Below are 15,768 nucleotides of genomic sequence, written 5' to 3' on the forward strand. Positions count from 1 at the left end.
TTTCTTACTTAACAGAAATCACTAAGAGAAGTTTATTTTAATTTTATTCTTACAGGACCTTTTGGAATAGAATGAATATCCACAGGATTATTTTTTTGGAATACCGTAATTTTCCCCTCCCTGTATAATTTCATCATTACTTCTTTTACATCGTCCATAAAAAAGCGCCAGTCTTGAGGATACATCCATCTCACTACTTCAGATGGGCAAAATGTACCTCCTTTTCTCATTCGTCCCATTTCCAGGATGGCCATCTCAAGTATGTTATCAGCTTTCTCCTCCATTTTCATGAAACAAAAAAGGGAATTTTTGTCAAATTCCCTGTTCAATTTTCAATATAATTTCAGATATATCTCTGAATCCTCAACATCAATTCATTGGGATTAAATGGTTTGGAAATAAAATCATCAGCTCCCAATTGGAATGCCTGTTTTACCGAGTTTTCCTCCTCTCCCAAAGCAGAAAGCACAATAACTGGGGTTTTAGGATGATCCTTTTTGATCAGATATGTTACTTCTAATCCTGATTTAAAAGGTACCATTACATCTGTTATGACAAGATCAGGCTTAATATCCAAAAAGGCTTTGATTCCACTGTCACCATCTCTGGCGATATAAACCTGAAATCCCTCTTTCTTTAATTTGAACTGTACCATTTTTAGGATCAGCTCGTCGTCTTCGATTAATAATATTTTTTTCATGAACTAATTTGAGGGCTTAATCCTTTAAATGGAATAAATCAAAGCCCGGGCAAATAAATGAAAAACTTTTCAAATTGGCGTGTCATTTCATCAAAATAATACATCCCAATTCATTTTTTATCACCCAATCAAAGTCTAAAGTTACCTGAACCTAATGTAGATGCCATTCCTTTAAATTACTGTTTTCCCTTAAACCAATATTAAAATTTATACTGGAGTAGAATTGAAAATTCCAGTTCCTGCTGAGTTCTTCCCGGGTGATATTCCTGGTAATTGTACATCAGCTGGGTTCCTGTGACAAATTTTTTACCAATCAATCGGAAATAACCAACTCCCCCTCTCCAGGAATCCAAAGCAACCCTGTTCTCAAACTGCCCCAAGGTCTGTCTTTCATCTGGAGAAGTTCCATAGCCAGTAATTAGGGTGAAATAATCAAACCTGGTATTCAAATAATATCTGGTAGTCAAGGTAAATGCCGGATAATATTGATTATCCTCATTCTGCACAAACGAGCGCAGGTTGATCCACCATGAACCCACATACTTTCCTAGGCCAAAAATCAAAGACCTAAAATCCCGACGTCCCTCTGGTGGCACGACAGATGTATACCTTCCACCGATTTCCCACTCCCAACCCTTGTCAAGGTTTTGAAAGAATGAATAGCCATACCTCTGCTCTGGAAACACTGTACTTGGGCTATAAGCCAAACCTACATATGAATAGGATCTCCTCCCTGTAAAAAAGTAAGATTCCAATTCATATTGAAAACCTGAGTCAATGGTACTTCCTGAACTTAATCGGTTGGCATAATTAACTCTTCCTATCAATGAACCCCACCTTCTTTCCCTGATATATTGTAAACCTGTCAAATGCCAAGGGCCCACACCATCCCTATCAAATACTGTCAAGCTGTAGTTGGTGCCAATCCTGTCATTCTCCAATCGAAGTTCTAATAAATTCAATCTTTGCCTAAATGATGATTGCTCGGGAAAAAGGCTAATTGCTTTTTTTAGAAAGTCAAATTCTTCCCTTTCATCACGTTTCAATTGAATAAAACCATGTTTGAATGTATAAAAGCTGACTTCCTCAGGGTATTTTTCAATGGCCTGCTCCGAAACCTTCAGGCCGCTATACGCATTCCTTTCATCGTATTCCAACCTCAATAGATGGCTGAATGCATCCTTATAATCTGGATTGGCATCAATTACATAATGAAGGTAATACCTTGCACTATCTATTCCTCCTGTTTCTTTGTAAAGTCTGCCTAACAACAGATGAAAATCCAGGTAGTTTGGGGCCAAATTTGCTCCTAATCTGGCCATGGAAATTGCTTTTGTTTTTTCCTTATCTTCTTTGGCCATTTCCAGGGCAGCAAACAACAAGCTATCAGTATCAATTTGTTGTGCCTTTGCTTTAGCAAAAAACTGGCTGAAAGTGATAAGAACCAATGCTATATATATGAATCTGATTTTCATTTTTAACTCTTTTTTACTGTGTTAAATCCTTGTCTTTGCATATTGCCCCACTTTTGCTCTTTATTGGTAAAGAAATACCAATACCCTTTGATTGAAGCGTAAAGATTGAAAGGGTGATAAACTATGGGTTCAATGATGGCCTTTCCCACCAATTGAAGAAGTTCCCTCCTTTTGGCATAATGCCCATAAAAACTCTCATCCCATAACACAGAAAGGAGAGTAACGAGTAGATAAAAAAGGTAAACCACAAAGGTGATTTTAAGGAAATACATCATATTCAAATCCAAGAATATCATTGCAAGTATCAGACTTATAATACCTAAAACTTCCATGATGGGAACCAGAAATTCATAGATAAAAAAATAAGGCATGATAAGAAAACCGGTTTTTCCAAACTTTGGTCTGAACATCATATCCTTATGAAGCTGCAAGGTTTGAACCAAACCCCTTGCCCACCTTACTCTTTGCCTTATAAAGACTTCCTTGGTAGCAGGCACTTCTGTCCAACAAAGTGATTCAGGTATATATAGTATCTTAAACTTCTCCTTCCTTTCATACATCACCTTTCTCATTCTGGTGATAAGTTCCATGTCCTCTCCCAATGATCTGTGCCAATACCCCCCTGCTTCAATGGCAATTTCCCTGTCAAACATCCCTAATCCTCCAGAAACTAAGAGCAAACCATTAATCTGGCTCCAGGCCATTCTTCCCAATAAAAAAGACCGGATGTATTCCAATTCCTGAAATGATGCCCACCAATTTTTAGGAAAATGGACTTTGACCATAAAACCATCCTTTACTTCACAGGAATTTGAAGCCCGGATAGGTGCTCCGGTGGCTATCACTCTCTGCTTGTTGGTCATAAAAGGTTTGGCCAGTTTCATGATTGTATCACTCCTAAGGATACAATCTACATCTGTACAGATAAATAAAGGGTACTTAGCCGAATTGATTCCTGCATTGGAAGCATCTGCCTTACTTTTCCCATTTTCCTTATCCACAACCAAAAGCTTGGAATAAACAGGATTAGTTGATTTGTAATGCCCTTTCACTTTTTGTGTCGGTATTTTTTCATTGTAATAAAAATCCACCTTCACCAATTCAAATTTATCTATGAGCTTCTGAAGCGTATTATCCTTACTCCCATCGTTGACAATAATTACTTCAAACTTTGGATAATTTAAGGACAGTAAAGACTTAACATTATGGATAATGTTTAACTCCTCATTAAATGCAGGGGCAATAATTGAAACCCCCAGTAAATGGTTGGACTTGACTAATACTTCATCTTTTATATTGTATTTTGCATTATTATACAGTTTGATGGCCCAAAAAGATAAAATTGCCATTAAAAAATAGATGAGAATATATACGGTGGCATATCCTGCCACAAACCACTCAAATGTTTTTAGATAAAATTCCATTATACTTCCAGATACGGGTTTTTAACATGTTTTCTGACCAATTCCAACTCTTTATTATTTTGGATTTCATTTTTGATAAATCCAGCATCCAAAGACTTAAGAGCATACATGGCATTGATTTTAATTTCAGAGCCTTTATTTAGCCCCAAGATGTAATGTAAAAAATCAACAGAATCCTGGCTGCCGATTTCTTTAAGTGCACGGATAATTTCTACCTGATTTTCTTCTGGTTCATTGAAAAACATGGAGATTAAATCCTGTTCAGCATCAAAATAATAAAGCTTTCCAATGCACCTGATTGCTTCATGTCTGACTTTGCTGTTAGGTGATTCCAAGGTCTGTACAACAGCTCCAGCGGCATCCAGATCATTGTAATAAGCCACTAATTTAAGTGCAAAAATAAGTTTTGACTCCTCTTCAAATTTCAACCAATTGACAAGGTTTTTAGGCTTTTTAATCTTCCTTCTTTGAATTACTTCCATTAGATTCAAAGATTCTATATACGTTATAGAATCTCCATACTCCTCCAATACATTCAAGGGATTAACCTCGGAGAGAGAAATATATGCAATCAAAGCTGATGACCGTATATAATGGTTATCATGGAAAATCAGAGGATAAATCTTTTCAGCAGCATTACTGTAATTCAGCTCTTTCCAATAAGAAATACCTTTGGTTTTGTAATACCATGTGCTCGAATTGACCAGTTTTTCGGTATAACCCAAGAGGTCTAATTTAAAAAAAACCGAAAGCAACAGTTCTTTGCTTTGACCTTTAAGGTTTTTATCCAAATCAATAATATTCTGAATTAACAGGTCTTTGCACCAATCCTTATGGAGGGGTACCTTTTTCTTGAATTCATTGATTTTTTCATCATAATCGCTCTCCATCTGTCCATCTGAAAAAATAAGTTCGGAAAAGAACCCATTGATTTTGTACTGGACAAGCTTTTTGATTTTCTCTCGAAATAATTTTACTGACCTGATGTATAGTAAATAAACTATAACTACGCAAACTGACAAACTAAGGATTAAAATGGCCAAATCAGATAGACCTGCAAACACATAGTGTTGGCCGCCTTCTCCAAATTGAACAAAAGAATCCCACTTTGTCATTAAAGACAAGAATTCTGACATGTTGATTTTTGTTGATGTAATGTGATTAAGTAGCTGTTAATATAAAAAAGCTTAGGGAAATTTTATTGAGGCAGTTCAATTCTCAATTAATCTCTTAACTCTAAATGCTAATTCATTTGGGTGAAATGGTTTTGGCATAAAATCGGAAGCGCCTACTTGAAATGCCTTGATAACAGTGTCCTCATCTTCCCCCATACTACTCAACACTAAAACTGGACAATTAGGTCTTTTCTTTTTGGCATACTCCACAATTTCAATTCCGCCACGGTGAGGAATTAATACATCTGTAATGACAAGATCTGGTTCAGTGGAATCAAATTTCCTGATTCCATCCATCCCGTCTTCAGCAAGGGTGATATTGAATCCTTCCTTTCTTAATCTAAATATGACTAGCCCAGATATAAGCTTGTCATCTTCAATGACCAATATATTCTTCATAATCAAAAGATTTGAACGATTTACGGGATAAATATAAAAATTAAAAAATATAAAAAACAAGGGCGTGCAAACTTAAAATTGTATAAAAATTTTATAAAAAAATACAAATTAATTAATTTGTATTATGTAAGAAATTATTTGCCGTTCTTAACCGATTTAGCCTTTTAAAAAAAAATATATTTTTCCCGCGCGTTTCTTTTGTTAGCTTTCTTTTTGAATATAAAACCAAAAATCAATCCAACCAACATGAATATCCGCTTCAAACCTAAGGTATTCAGTAGCTTATTTTATTTGGTATTTTGTATCACTTCCATTTCTTTTGGTCAAAGTGATCCAACAGGAGAAAGGAGGGTTACAGGAACCTTTGCAATTACCAATGCTACTGTTACCATTGCTCCCGGAAAAACCCAACAAGGGGCTACTATCATCATCAAAAATGGACTAATTGAGGCTATTGGTTCCAATCTCAGAATACCAATAGATGCTCAGACGATTAAAGGAGATTCATTATTTGTATATCCTGGCTTCATAGATGGTGCCACCTCAATTGGTGTCCTAAGACCAAATGATCCTGAAAGACCTGCCAACTTTGACCCATCAAATCCTCCGGATGAATTTGCAGGAATTACTCCTTGGCGAAGTGTATTGGATCATTATGACATCAAAAACAGCCAAATCAACGACTGGAGAAAAGTCGGATTTACTGTGGCCCAAATTGTTCCTGAAGGCGGAATGCTTCCAGGTAAGTCTGCAATTGTCACCTATGGAGGAAAAGAATCCAACAATATACTTGCCAAAAATACAGCATTAGCAGCGAGGTTCAGAAGCACTGGTGGTGGTAGAGGAATGTATCCAGGTACCCAATTGGGTATCATGGCCAAATTCAGGGACCTTTATAAGAATGCTGAGTTATCTTCTCAGCATATGAGGCTATTCGCCTCAAATTCCGGTTTGTCCAGACCTGAAATAAACAAAACGCTTGAAGCCTTCTTCCCTGTATTAGATAAAAGCATTCCAGTGTTATATGAAGTTTCCAATGATCTGGAACTAAGAAGAGCTGTAATGCTCCAAAAAGAGAACGGTTTCAGGCTGGTAGTTGCTGGAATTACTGATATGGATTTTGCATTAGATGCCATCAAATCTTCCAATGCCCAAGTCCTGGTAAGCTTTAGGTTGCCTAATGATAAAACCGCCAATTCAAATACAGAAGGGTTATCCGATGAAATGAAAGCCCGGACTCAAAAGGTTAAGGACGCTTATATACAAATATTGGGCGAAGCAGGGAAATTAGAAGCTGCTGGAATCCCATTTGGATTTACTTCATTAGGAGGAAGAAGTAATGAGATGTATAAAAACATCAGATTGATGATTGCCAATGGCCTAAGCGAAAACGCTGCATTAGCAGCGCTAACGATTAACAATGCCAATATTCTGGGCATTCAAAAATTTGCAGGCACATTAGAAAAAGGAAAATTAGCCAATATGGTTATCAGTACTGCTCCGCTATTTGCAGAAGAAGCCCAGATCAAATATGTTGTTGCAGACGGATATGTTTTTGAATACGAGGTCAACAACAAAAAATCAAACAATAACGGGAACGGAAAAGCTGTGGATTTATCCGGGATATGGGATTATACTTCTGATACACCTGCTGGAAGTTCTGGAGGAACAATGGAAATCAAAAGAGATGGCACTTCTTATAAAGGAACAATCTCCTATGATAATCCTTCAGGAAGTGGAAAAGCGAGTTCTCCCATGAACAATATCATTTTGTCAGGGAATAATCTTTCATTCACATTCAATGTTTCTGCTGGTGGCATGTCACTTGAAGTATCAGTTTCCGGAGAAATTACTGATGGTGATTTCAGTGGAAGCATGTCCTTGAGCGAATTTGGAAGTTTCCCATTTAATGCTGTTAAAAAGCCAAACCACCTCAACCAATAATTTCGAAGAGACATGAAAATGATAAAATATATCTTAAGCGCCTTTTTGATTTTGGGTTGTTTCGTGACAATAGCTCAAACCCAAAAAGGCTCCGTTTTAATCAAAAATGCGACAGTGCTTACAGTGACCAATGGAACTCTTGAAAACACTGATGTACTTGTAGAAAATGGCATCATAAAAAGAATAGGAAAGAACCTGAATGCTTCCAATATTCAATGCATTGATGGAACGGGAAAATATCTTATGCCGGGAATAATTGATGCCCATTCCCATGTAGCATTGGATGCAGTCAATGAGGCTACTGCCCCCATCACTTCCGAAGTAAAAATGGGAGATGTGGTCAACCCTTATGACATTGGAATATACAGGGCATTGGCCGGAGGTGTTACTATCTCTCATGCTATGCATGGTTCTGCCAATGCAATAGGTGGGCAAAACATTACTCTAAAACACAGGTATGGCACTTCCAATCCTGAAGATCTCCATATGAAAGACGCTCCAAGGACAATTAAATTTGCCTTGGGAGAAAATCCAACAAGGGTCCATGGAAGGGGAAATGGCATACAGCCTAGAACCAGAATGGGCGTGGATGCTGTGATCAGAAATGGATTTAATGAAGCTATTCAGTATAAAAAAGCTTGGGCAGATTATGAAAATGCCCAAAAACAAAAAGGTGCTAAGCCTGTCCCTCCTAAATATGACAGCAGATTGGCAACATTGGCCGATGTATTGGACGGAAAAATTATAATCCATTGCCATTCTTACAGGGCAGATGAAATCTACGCCCTGATCAATACATGTAGGGAATTCGGAATCAAAAACATCGTCTTTTCCCATGTTAATGAAGGATTTAAAGTAGCACCAGAATTGGCAGAATATACCATGGGAGCTTCCGTTTTTGCAGATTGGTGGGCCTATAAATTTGAGGTTTATTATTCCACTGCTTACAACGCAGCCATCCTAATGGAAAATGGTGTCATTACCTCAATAAACTCAGATTCCGGTGAACTGATCAGGCATTTGTACCATGAAGCAGGTAAAGCCCAACGTTATGGTCAATTGGATGATGACCAGACCTTGGCCCTGATTACCATCAATCCGGCCAAGCAATTGGGCATTGCTGACAAAGTAGGATCCATTGAAGAAGGTAAACAAGCAGATTTGGTTCTATTCGACGGACATCCCCTTTCTGTATATGCTATTCCTCAGATGACTTTTGTGGATGGCGTCAAATATTTTGATATCAACGAAGATCCTGATGACATGAGATTAAAGGTAAGTGCCAGTGAGGCACTTGAGCCTATATTCCTCAGAGAACATGAGCACAGGTGCATGCACGGTGTGGATTTCTTCTTTACCAATTTTGGTAGAAACCTATTTAATCACACACATTAATTTCCTGCCAAGGATTAAATAGTTAGACCATGAAAGATATGAAAAAATTATTATACAGCCTTATCCTTGCACTTTTGCCTATTTTAGTTCAGGCACAGTTTGATGGGGAATTTGTCAAGCCAAGAACAGGGAAATTCCTGCTCCAAAATGCCACTGTTGTCACTGTGACAAAAGGAAACATAGAGAATGGAAGTGTCTTGATAGAAAACGGCAAAATCCTGGCGGTTGGAAAGAATATCCAGGCCAATGATGCAGAAGTCATAGATTGTAGCGGACAATTCATCTATCCGGGAATGATGGATGCTGGAAGCCGATTGGGACTTGTAGAAGTCAATTCTTTGCCAGAAACCCAAGATTATGCAGAAATTGGACAGGTCACCCCAAATATGCAGGCTTTGGTAGCGGTCAACCCCAATTCTGTAGCTATTCCTGTAACAAGGGTAAGTGGGGTTACAACTACTTTAGCGGTGCCTTCGGGAGGACTTTTCCCTGGAACTGCAGCATTGATTAATCTGAATGGCTATACTCCAGACCAGATGTATGCGGGATTCAAAGGTGTTGTTTTAAATTTCCCTTCTTCCGCCCGTCGCAGTACCTGGGACAGGAGAAGTGATGAAGACATCAAAAAAGAAGCTGAAGCAGCACAGAAAACCCTGAACGAAATCTGGGGCAGAGCAGAGACATATCATCAATTGCAGAAAGCCAAAGCAGAATTACAATACTATCCGGAAATGGAGCAACTTTCAAAAGTAGTGGCAGGGGAATTACCTCTACTCGTTGAGGTGAATGCAGCAACTGATATTCTTTCTGCCATTGAATGGATTCAGTCTAAAAATGCAAAAGCCATCCTAATGGGAGTAGCCGAAGGTTGGAGAGTCGCAGATAAAATTGCAGCCGCTGGCTTACCTGTAATTGTTGGCCCAATGTTATCTATACCAACCCGCCAATCCGACAGATATGACGCTGCTTATACCAATCCAGGCAAAATGGCCAAAGCTGGAGTGAAAGTTGTTATCAGAAGCAATGATGCCGAAAACACAAGGAACCTTCCTTTCAATGCCGGATTTGCAGCAGCCTACGGTATGGGTAAAGAAGAAGCTTTAAAAGCAATTACTATCAATGCTGCAGAAGTATTTGGAGTTGCAGATAAGATGGGCTCTATTGAAGTAGGAAAAGATGCTACCTTATTTGTCTCTACTGGAGATCCATTTGAAACCAAATCCCAAATCCTACATGTGTTTATTGACGGCTACAGGGTACCTATGAGCAGCAGGCATATTAAGTTGTACCAGGAATTCCTTGAAAGATCTCCAGGTTTGGAAAAAAATTAAATCTGATTTAAGTTTAGACCGCAGCCGATATTGGCTGCGGCTTTTTTTTGAATAAAATTATGATAGTCAGCACTACGCCCCACCTAGAGGGTTACAAAATCACAGCTTATTTGGGCATTGTTTCTGGTGAAACCATTATCGGCGCTAATGTTTTCAAGGATTTCTTTGCCAGTATTACAGATATTGTAGGCGGCAGATCAGGAGCCTATGAGCGGGTCTTGAGAGAAGCAAAAGCAACAGCAATGGCCGAAATGGAAATGCAGGCCAAAGCCATGGGAGCTAATGCTGTCATTGGCATTGACCTGGATTATGAGACCATTAGAGACGGCATGTTAATGGTAACGGCGGCCGGCACAGCCGTAAAAATTGAAAAAGTCTTTAATTGACTATTTCAATTTTGCCCGAACCTACTTCGCCTCTGATGGTATTGGAAGAACCATTATTGATATTCAATGTACCAGTAGCAGAAAGAGAAGTCCCTACTCTGGCTGAACCGCTTCCTACGGTAATGTTGAAATTAAAATCCCTCAGATTGCTGTTTGTCTGGATATAAATATTTCCAGATGATGCTTTTAAGGCAGTCTGAGGGCTTAACCCGGAATTGGTGGCAAACAATTGTCCTGAAGAAATAGAAATATCACCTATTCTTCTTGCATTGGCCATCTCAATCTTACCCGAAACTGTTTGGGCATTTACCAATCCAGTAACATCTTTTAGAACTATTTCACCACTGGCAGATTCTGCTTCCACATTCCCTTCCACTCTCAACACTTCAAGTTTACCAGAGGAAACACTTGTTTCTATATTGCCCAATACGTCCTCAATTTTGCCCCTACCAGACACTAAGTCCACATTAAGGCGTGGAATAGCAACGTTTTTGACAATAATTTCACCTGACCCCACCTCTATCTCAGCAGAAGGGCTGACAACATTCTCGATAATTACTTTCCCTGAACCAGCTTCTAAATTCAGCAGCATAGTCCTAGGCCCCGTCAACCTGATATGACCATCTGCCTTTGCGCCTCCACTGAATAACCTGTTGTTTGTCTCTACAGAAATAAATAGTGTACTTCCTACTACCCTATATTTCACTTCAAATTTCTTACTGGAATTAGAACGCAATTCTGCATCCAAACTCAATACTTGCCTACCGCTCGCACCGGTATACTTTACCTCGAGAAATTCCGCATCTACCTCAATATTTGTAATCCCTTCAAAATCCTGCTGGATTTCTGATACTACCGATAAATCATCGCCAAGACAGCTTGTAAGCGAACTTAAAACTAGCCCCAACAAGAATAAGCGAAATGAGTGGGCAATTTTTGATCGGAGAAACAATGGTTTAATTCCGATTGCTAATGGACTATTTTTCATGTAACAATTAAAGGTTTAACAAGTGTTATTATACTGCGAAACAAATGCCAGTTTTTCGAAAATACTAACCAAACAGAAAATATTTTCAACACTTCTCTTGCATAAGAAAAAGACCACCTTTTATTTTGTACTGTCTTTCACTTTTTGTGTGAAGGATTTATAAAGAAGAGGCGAGAGACAGGCTCTACGACCCTCTGGCAACCTGGAAAATCCAAGGTGCCAATTCCTGCCGGCCGATAATATTGTCTTCCGGAAATATAAATTCTGAACGTCATGAATTTACAAAAACCAGCATTAAAGGTTAAATCCCTAAAGTTTCTTTTCTCGTCGAAAAACAAAACGCTGCATTGTTGCATGTGATTTTGTTGTTAAATTACATCTTTCCTATTCACTCTATAGGATTGAAAAAAACATTTTCCACTATTAAATTCTTATTGTTATGTCCAACTACCGATTTGAAACCTTACAACTACATGCAGGCCAAAGCCCGGATCCTACCACCAATTCAAGGGCTGTACCTATTTATCAGACCACATCTTATGTTTTTGACTCTGCAGATCACGGAGCCAACCTTTTTGCATTGAAGGAATTCGGAAACATCTACACCCGGATCATGAACCCCACAACGGATGTATTTGAAAAAAGAGTAGCAGCCCTTGAAGGCGGGGTTGCTGCTGTGGCCACTTCCTCTGGTCAAGCAGCCCAATTCCTGGCTTTAAACAATATCCTTCAAGCGGGTGATAATTTCGTTTCCACCTCATTTCTGTATGGTGGAACTTACAACCAGTTCAAAGTCGCGTTTAAAAGAATTGGCATAGAGGCAAGGTTTGCCAATGGTAACCATCCGGCAGATTTTGAAAAGCACATTGACAAAAATACCAAGGCCATCTACCTGGAAACTATCGGCAATCCAGAATTCAATATACCTGATTTTGAAGCCATAGCCAGTCTTGCTAAAAAATACGATCTGCCATTGATTGTAGACAATACATTCGGTGCAGGAGGGTATCTTTTCCAGCCTTTAAAGCATGGTGCCCATATAGTCACCTCTTCTGCAACCAAATGGATAGGAGGCCATGGTACTTCCATAGGAGGTATCATTATTGATGGAGGAAATTACAATTGGGGCAATGGAAAGTTCCCACAGTTTACTGAACCTTCTGAAGGATATCACGGCCTTAAATTCTGGGAAATTTTTGGAGAGAACAACCCCTTAGGACTGCCCAATATTGCATTTGCCATCAGGGTACGTGTGGAAGGACTTAGGGATTTTGGTCCGGCATTAAGTCCTTTCAACTCCTTTCTTTTGCTCCAAGGCTTAGAGACCTTGTCCCTCAGGGTGCAAAGGACAGTGGATAATGCGCTCGAAATCGCTTCATGGCTGGAGTCCCATCCTCAAGTTCAAAAAGTGAATTATCCAGGACTTCCCTCCTCTCCTTATCATTCCTTGGCAAAGAAATACCTAAAAAACGGTTATGGTGGTGTCCTTAGCTTTGAGTTAAAGGGAGATAAAGCAAGTACCTCAGCCTTTATCAATAATCTTAAACTGATATCCCATCTTGCCAATGTGGGAGATGCTAAAACCCTTATTATCCAACCAGCTGCCACTACCCATCAGCAGTTAAGTGAACAAGAACAACTGGCTGCGGGTGTCACTCCGACATTATTGCGTCTATCGCTGGGCATCGAACATATTGAAGACATAAAAGAGGACTTACAACATGCCTTTACCAGTATAGCTTAATATTGAACCAAAGCTTTACCTCAATAAAACCTATTTAAACCTGTCCTTTGGGGAATAATTCCCCAAAGGACAAAAAAAAGGAACAACCCTTTCTGTAATGAATTTAGCAAGTAATTACCTGATAATTGACATGGCGCAGGAAACCTACACACATGAAGGTGTATTGGAATTGGAATCCGGTGAAAAACTGAATGGATTTGACATAGCTTATACAACACAAGGCTACCTTAGCCCCAGCAAGAACAATGTGATCTGGGTTATCCATGCCCTTACCGGAGATGCCAATGTACAGGACTGGTGGAGTGGACTGGTAGGGGAAGATAAATTTTATGATTCTTCAAAGCATTTTATTGTTTGCGCCAATTTATTGGGTTCATGTTATGGCTCCACAAATCCTCTTTCGGAAAACCCCGGTACAGGTCAACCCTATTATTATGATTTCCCCAATCTAACTACAAGAGATTTGGCCCGGACATTGGATATACTTCGAGAACATTTGGGAATAAATAAAATCCATACCCTAATAGGAGGATCACTTGGTGGTCAGGTAGCACTGGAATGGGCTTATACTTTAGGGGAAAAAGTTAAAAACACAATTATCTTGGCATCCAATGCCAAAGCTACTCCCTGGATTATTGGTTTTAATGAAAGCCAAAGAATGGCCATCGAAGCGGATGCCTCCTGGGGTGAAAAACATCCTGATGCTGGTAAAAAAGGACTGGAAGCAGCCAGGGCTATTGCCATGATTTCCTACAGACATCCAAAAGATTTCGAATTAAAACAATCCGAAAATGTGGACAAGTTTGACAACTTTAGAATTTCTTCCTATTTAAGGTATCAAGGTCAGAAACTTGCCAATCGCTTCAATGCCTTTTCTTATTGGGTATTGAGTAAAGCCATGGATAGCCATGACATAGGAAGAGGAAGAGGTGGTTATGAAAAAGCACTCTCTGAAATCAAATGCCGGATTTTAGCCATTGGAGTGGACAAAGACATTTTGTTTCTCAAAGAAGAGTCCCAACTCATTGCCAATTGCACTAAAAAAGGAAGCTACAAAGAAATCCATTCTACTTTGGGTCATGATGCATTCTTAATAGAATACGAGCAACTCCAATATAATCTTAGAAGTTTTTACCTTGAAGACAGTTCTACAGATTGATGCTATGAAATATTCACAGATTAAGGAAACCTGTTTGTACATATCAGATCTTGACCTAGCAGAGGATTTTTATGGTTACATTTTGGAAATGCCTGTGATTTCAAAAGTCGATGGAAGACATATTTTCTTTAGGTGTGGCACTTCTGTTTTGCTTTGCTTTATACCTGAAATCACAAAAAATGAAAAAACCCTTCCACTTCATTTTGCTTATGGAAAACAACATATAGCCTTTGAAGTGGATAAGGAAGATTATTTGAATACAAAAAGGAAGTTTTTGGACAAGGGTATTAAAATCACCCATGAACAATTATGGAAGAATGAACTAGAAAGTTTCTATTTTGAAGACCCATTTGGCCATGTTCTTGAAATTGTTCCTAAAGGTATTTGGGAATAAAATCTTTTTATTCCGCTCTAGTCCATTCTACAGTCCTTCCTATGAGGGATACACCTATAAATCCCCTGACTTCAAGGATACGTTCACTTTTTTGCTTGATGGTACTGGAATATGTCTTCCCATTTCTTGGATCATAAATAGTCCCATTCTCCCAAATACCACTTTTGAATTCAAAATCCTCCAAAAGTTTAAGGCCCAGAATAGGTTTGTTTCTTTTCGATCTATCCGCATTATTGCTGTCCAAAACGGGCTTCCCGTTTACCATAGGCTCTTTCAGCCAGACCACCTTTCCAAAATACCTGCCTCCTTCTTCAAAAATTTCAATTATGGCATCCTTTTCTGTATTATACCATTTACCAAGAATAGACGAAGCTCTCTGGGCAGAAGCAGCCTCTATAAAGATGGACAGCAGAAAAACCATTAACAATCCTGATCTTTTTATCATTTCTTAACTTTTTTTCATAACCGAAATTCAAAGTATTTAAATACTTTTACACTACCAATTGTTTTAAAGACATGGAACTTCAGTGATGATGGGAAATAATTCAGTTAAGGAAAAAGATTGCGTTTCCAACTATTTGGCATGTAAAATTGGGGCAATATGTTTTTACCTTTTGCCAGAGAAAGCTATTTACCTTCCTGATTATAAGGCCTTGTTGATAGCAGATCCACATTTTGGCAAAGCAGCACATTTCCGCAAAGCTGGGGTTCCTGTGCCAGAGACGGTACATTTAGAAGACTATCTTAAGATCAAGAAACTTACTGAAACTTATCATCCGAAATCAGTTATCTTTTTGGGAGATCTATTCCATAGCGATTTCAACAGTTCATGGTTAGACCTGGAAGCTTTTCGGTCAGAATTCAATCAACAGGATTTCCATCTGGTCAAAGGGAATCATGATTTACTCCCTGAAGAATTTTACCGTTCAGGATCATGGAAGGTCCATGAAGAAACTATGCAAATGGGAAGCATTCTCCTATCCCATGAACCATTGAGCGATTTGAAAGAAGGTATTGTCAACATATGTGGACATATCCATCCAGGTGTCACAATATATGGACAGGGAAGACAGAAACTCACTTTACCTTGTTTCTTTGTATCACCAAAACAGATTATTTTGCCTGCTTTTGGAAGATTTACAGGCTTGGCCAAAGTGGATTGTGGAAAACATGACAAAGTCTTTGCTGTGACAGGTAAAAAAGTTATTCAGGTCAATTTCATGTCCTAAGATTGGTTAAATTGGCCAAGCTGTT

At 38.8% G+C, this 15,768-nt stretch carries 16 protein-coding genes and 1 riboswitch; of the genes, 8 read left to right on the plus strand and 8 right to left on the minus strand.

The features are described from left to right. Positions 1-32: 32 nt before the first annotated feature. The 6 genes from CLV48_RS04155 to CLV48_RS04180 form a co-directional block, all read right to left on the minus strand. Positions 33-290 carry a DUF3253 domain-containing protein gene (locus CLV48_RS04155; protein ID WP_106565931.1) on the minus strand — a complete coding sequence of 86 codons (258 nt, stop codon included), beginning with the start codon at positions 288-290 and terminating at the stop codon, positions 33-35. Between the two features lie 53 nt (positions 291-343). After that, positions 344-700: a response regulator transcription factor gene (locus CLV48_RS04160; protein ID WP_106565932.1), complete on the minus strand. Its 357-nt coding sequence runs from the start codon at positions 698-700 to the stop codon at positions 344-346. Positions 701-900: 200 nt separating this feature from the next. After that, on the minus strand, positions 901-2,175 hold the full coding sequence (locus CLV48_RS04165) for a YaiO family outer membrane beta-barrel protein (protein ID WP_106565933.1): 1,275 nt from the start codon (positions 2,173-2,175) through the stop codon (positions 901-903). Between the two features lie 2 nt (positions 2,176-2,177). Continuing rightward, the gene (locus tag CLV48_RS04170) at positions 2,178-3,599 is read right to left on the minus strand and encodes a glycosyltransferase family 2 protein (protein ID WP_106565934.1); all 1,422 of its coding nucleotides are present in this window, start codon (positions 3,597-3,599) and stop codon (positions 2,178-2,180) included. Further along, on the minus strand, positions 3,599-4,735 hold the full coding sequence (locus tag CLV48_RS04175) for a HEAT repeat domain-containing protein (RefSeq protein WP_211299881.1): 1,137 nt from the start codon (positions 4,733-4,735) through the stop codon (positions 3,599-3,601). Before CLV48_RS04175 ends, CLV48_RS04170 begins: the two co-directional genes overlap by 1 nt. A 75-nt stretch (positions 4,736-4,810) precedes the next feature. Next, complete coding sequence (locus CLV48_RS04180; RefSeq protein ID WP_106565936.1) at positions 4,811-5,173, minus strand: response regulator transcription factor; 363 nt, start codon at positions 5,171-5,173, stop codon at positions 4,811-4,813. Positions 5,174-5,419: 246 nt separating this feature from the next. Here CLV48_RS04180 and CLV48_RS04185 point away from each other — a divergent pair, with 246 nt between their 5' ends. Genes CLV48_RS04185 through CLV48_RS04200 form a run of 4 tightly spaced genes read left to right on the plus strand, consistent with a single transcriptional unit; the run spans position 5,420 to position 10,229 of the window. Further along, positions 5,420-7,117, plus strand: a complete 1,698-nt coding sequence (locus CLV48_RS04185; protein WP_106565937.1) for an amidohydrolase family protein — start codon at positions 5,420-5,422, stop codon at positions 7,115-7,117. A 12-nt stretch (positions 7,118-7,129) separates the two neighbouring features. After that, positions 7,130-8,512, plus strand: coding sequence for an amidohydrolase family protein (locus tag CLV48_RS04190; protein WP_106565938.1), 1,383 nt, complete (start codon positions 7,130-7,132; stop codon positions 8,510-8,512). A 38-nt stretch (positions 8,513-8,550) separates the two neighbouring features. Then, positions 8,551-9,843: an amidohydrolase family protein gene (locus CLV48_RS04195; protein ID WP_414734310.1), complete on the plus strand. Its 1,293-nt coding sequence runs from the start codon at positions 8,551-8,553 to the stop codon at positions 9,841-9,843. A gap of 59 nt (positions 9,844-9,902) precedes the next feature. Continuing rightward, complete coding sequence (locus tag CLV48_RS04200; protein WP_106565940.1) at positions 9,903-10,229, plus strand: YbjQ family protein; 327 nt, start codon at positions 9,903-9,905, stop codon at positions 10,227-10,229. On the opposite strand, the gene CLV48_RS04205 is transcribed toward CLV48_RS04200, so the two are convergent. After that, positions 10,222-11,217 (minus strand): DUF4097 family beta strand repeat-containing protein, encoded by a 996-nt coding sequence (locus CLV48_RS04205; protein WP_106565941.1) that lies wholly within the window; start codon positions 11,215-11,217, stop codon positions 10,222-10,224. The genes CLV48_RS04200 and CLV48_RS04205 overlap by 8 nt on opposite strands. Positions 11,218-11,371: 154 nt before the next feature. Then, a riboswitch (SAM riboswitch) is annotated at positions 11,372-11,481 on the plus strand. Between the two features lie 175 nt (positions 11,482-11,656). Between CLV48_RS04205 and CLV48_RS04210 the strand changes: the two genes are divergently transcribed. The 3 genes from CLV48_RS04210 to CLV48_RS04220 all read left to right on the plus strand — a co-directional run bounded on the left by CLV48_RS04210 (position 11,657) and on the right by CLV48_RS04220 (position 14,514). Continuing rightward, the gene (locus CLV48_RS04210; protein WP_106565942.1) at positions 11,657-12,961 is read left to right on the plus strand and encodes an O-acetylhomoserine aminocarboxypropyltransferase/cysteine synthase family protein; all 1,305 of its coding nucleotides are present in this window, start codon (positions 11,657-11,659) and stop codon (positions 12,959-12,961) included. Positions 12,962-13,058: 97 nt separating this feature from the next. Beyond that, complete coding sequence (locus CLV48_RS04215; protein WP_106565943.1) at positions 13,059-14,120, plus strand: homoserine O-acetyltransferase family protein; 1,062 nt, start codon at positions 13,059-13,061, stop codon at positions 14,118-14,120. 4 nt (positions 14,121-14,124) lie between these two features. Then, on the plus strand, positions 14,125-14,514 hold the full coding sequence (locus tag CLV48_RS04220) for a VOC family protein (RefSeq protein WP_106565944.1): 390 nt from the start codon (positions 14,125-14,127) through the stop codon (positions 14,512-14,514). A 7-nt stretch (positions 14,515-14,521) separates the two neighbouring features. On the opposite strand, the gene CLV48_RS04225 is transcribed toward CLV48_RS04220, so the two are convergent. After that, positions 14,522-14,959 carry a DUF2147 domain-containing protein gene (locus CLV48_RS04225; RefSeq protein ID WP_106565945.1) on the minus strand — a complete coding sequence of 146 codons (438 nt, stop codon included), beginning with the start codon at positions 14,957-14,959 and terminating at the stop codon, positions 14,522-14,524. An 85-nt stretch (positions 14,960-15,044) separates the two neighbouring features. On the opposite strand from CLV48_RS04225, the gene pdeM reads away from it, so the two are divergent. Beyond that, complete coding sequence (gene pdeM, locus CLV48_RS04230) at positions 15,045-15,743, plus strand: ligase-associated DNA damage response endonuclease PdeM (RefSeq protein WP_245889480.1); 699 nt, start codon at positions 15,045-15,047, stop codon at positions 15,741-15,743. Positions 15,744-15,768: the final 25 nt, after the last annotated feature.

Source organism: Cecembia rubra (genome assembly GCF_003014575.1).
Lineage (GTDB): Bacteria > Bacteroidota > Bacteroidia > Cytophagales > Cyclobacteriaceae > Cecembia_A > Cecembia_A rubra.